A 2,536-nucleotide genomic window follows, 5' to 3' on the forward strand; every position below is an offset into this window, starting at 1 on the left:
TCAGGAGTTGGCCCGTTTGGTTGATCATCGAGACATTGCGTGCATCCAGGCCCGGCACCGACGAAGACATTAGGTGCACGACGGCCGACACCTGGCCGGCATCGAGCGAGCGGCCCGGATACAAGGCCACCACCACCGACGCACTCGCCGGGTGGTTGTCGCGGATGAAGGCGGAAGGCTTGGGCAGCGCCAGGTGCACGCGCGCGCCCTTGACCGACTGCAGGCCGGCGATGGTCTGGCCGAGGTCGTTTTCGAGCAACTGCTGGTAACGGCTCCGCTCGGCCATGTCGCTCATGCCGAAGGGGGAATCGGACTGCGCCATGGCGCCGCCCTGGGTCGCCCCCTGGGGCAGGCCCTGCGAAGCGAGCTTCAGGCGCATGGCCGCCACGTCGGCAGCCGGCACGAACACCGACGCACCGTCGGTGCCGAGCTTGTAGGGCTCGTTGGCCGCCTGCAGCGCCTGGGTAACGGCGGCGGCATCCCTCTGCTCAAGGCCTGCGTAAAGCATGCCGTAGTCGGGCGTACGCGACCACATCACCACCGCCACGCCAATGGCGACCGCGGCGGCGATACCGGCCATCAAGGTCAGCTGGCGTGCCACCGGCGTGGCGGCCAGGTTCTTGAACGAAGCCAGCCTGGAATCGGTGGAGGTGGCGACGGCGTTATCAGCCATGGTTCAACAAGTCCGTTAGTGGAAGGGTCATGAAACGTCGCTCAGAACGACATGTTCATGATGTCCTTATAGGCATCGACCATCTTGTTGCGTACCTGGGTAACAGTGCTCAAGCTGAGGTCGGCCTTCTGTACCGACAGCATCACCTGGGCCAGGTCCACGCCCTTGTCGCCGCGCTCGAAAGCGGCGGCCTGTATGCCGGCGGTCTTCTGCAGGTCCGCCACGCTTCCCAGGGACTGCTTCAGCAGCGCGCCGAAATCCGACGGAGCCGCCGCCTTGCCGACGGTGTCGATCCTCGCCGACGGCAGTTCCGTGACGGCCGTCATCCGGCGCATCTGGGAAAGCAGGCTGTTTACGTCGATCGTGGTCATGGCGGTTTTCCGGCGCGCGTTGGCGTTCAGGCAGTGCGATGCACGTGGCGTGCCAATCAAGAGACGGTGAGGCCGGAGGTTGGGGGTCAGAGTAATTACTCTGACCCCGGTCACGCGGAAGGTCTTGAAACGAGAAGACAAGAAGGTGGGCAGTGCGTGATCGCCGCACGGCCGATGGGGGCTTTCTCCGGCACAAACCTGTCCTGGGCGGGCCGCCAGGCACCACCAGAAGTAGCGATTGCCGGAGGGTCTTGCCGACGCTGTTACTTCAATGCGCCGGCTACCTGCCGTTCCCCAGGGCGTACGCCTATTTGCGCACTGCCCACCTTGTTGCCTTCTTTAATTCCGTCGGGCGTGGAAGCTTTAACTTCCGGCCCCGTCAAGCGGTGATCTGCACGGCGTCGTTCAAACCGTACTTGCGCAGTTTCTCCACCAGCGTGGTGCGCTGCACGCGCAGCAGCTTGGCCGCGTGGGCCACCACGCCATTGGCCGAGTCCAGCGCCTGGCGGATCAGGCCGATCTCGATGCCGGCCAGGTGGTCTTTCAGGTCTAGGCCGCCAGCGGGCAAAGTGGCCGCGTCGTTGCCGTTGGCATACGTGTCGGCGATCACCGGCTGCTCTTCCATGTAGGCCAGGAGCGCCGCACCGCAGATGTCTCCCACCACCGACGCGCCACGGTACTTCTCCGGCAGGTCCGCGGCGCGGATCTCGCCGTGCGGCAGCAGGATGGCCATGCGCTCGACGAGGTTGGACAGTTCGCGCACGTTACCGGGCCAGGCATAACCGCGCAGTGCCGCAAGGGCCTGGCCTGAGAACCGGACATTGCCCAGGCCACGCTGTGCCAGGCGATGGTTGAATTCGCCGATCAGCGAGGAAAGATCGTCCATGCGTTCGCGCAGCGGCGGCATCTCGACCGGGAATACATTCAGGCGGTAGAAAAGGTCTTCGCGGAAGACGCCGTTCTGGATCGACTGCTCGAGGTTCCGGTGCGTGGCGGCAATGATGCGCACATCGCAGCGCTGGGGCTTGTTGCCACCGACGCGTTCGAACGTGCGTTCCTGCAGCACGCGCAGCAACTTCACCTGCATCGGCAGGCTCATGTCGCCAATCTCGTCCAGGAACAACGTGCCGCCCTCGGCCAGCTCGAAGCGGCCCTTGCGGGTATTGATGGCGCCGGTAAAAGCGCCCTTCTCGTGGCCGAACAGTTCGCTTTCGAGCAATTCCGCCGGGATCGCGCCGCAGTTGATGGCGATGAAGGGCTTGTCGGCGCGCGGTGAGCAGTCGTGGATCGTGCGGGCCACCAGTTCCTTGCCCGTCCCCGATTCACCCAGCACCAGCACCGAGGAATCGAACGGTGCGACCTGGCGGATCAGGTTGTTGATGCGCTGCATCGGGGCAGATGCGCCGACGAAACGGCGGTTGGCATTGGCTTCATCGGCCAGCGCCTCGAACGTGCGCAGGGCGGCGGCGAGGCGTGCGTAGCGCAGCGGGAA

3 protein-coding genes are annotated in these 2,536 nt (G+C 64.9%); all 3 read right to left on the reverse strand.

Features of this window, described 5'->3' with window-relative positions; translation table 11 throughout:
* Positions 1-673: flagellar basal-body MS-ring/collar protein FliF (gene fliF, locus VK519_RS05670; protein ID WP_324348158.1), on the reverse strand; the 673-nt coding region annotated here is incomplete at its 3' end.
* Positions 674-714: 41 nt separating this feature from the next.
* Positions 715-1,044 (reverse strand): flagellar hook-basal body complex protein FliE, encoded by a 330-nt coding sequence (gene fliE / locus VK519_RS05675; protein ID WP_324348159.1) that lies wholly within the window; start codon positions 1,042-1,044, stop codon positions 715-717.
* A 379-nt stretch (positions 1,045-1,423) separates the two neighbouring features.
* Positions 1,424-2,536 (reverse strand): sigma-54 interaction domain-containing protein (locus VK519_RS05680; protein WP_324348160.1); only part of this gene is annotated, 1,113 nt, incomplete at its 5' end.

Origin of the sequence: Pinirhizobacter sp. (genome assembly GCF_035317885.1) — a bacterium.
GTDB lineage: Bacteria > Pseudomonadota > Gammaproteobacteria > Xanthomonadales > Rhodanobacteraceae > Pinirhizobacter.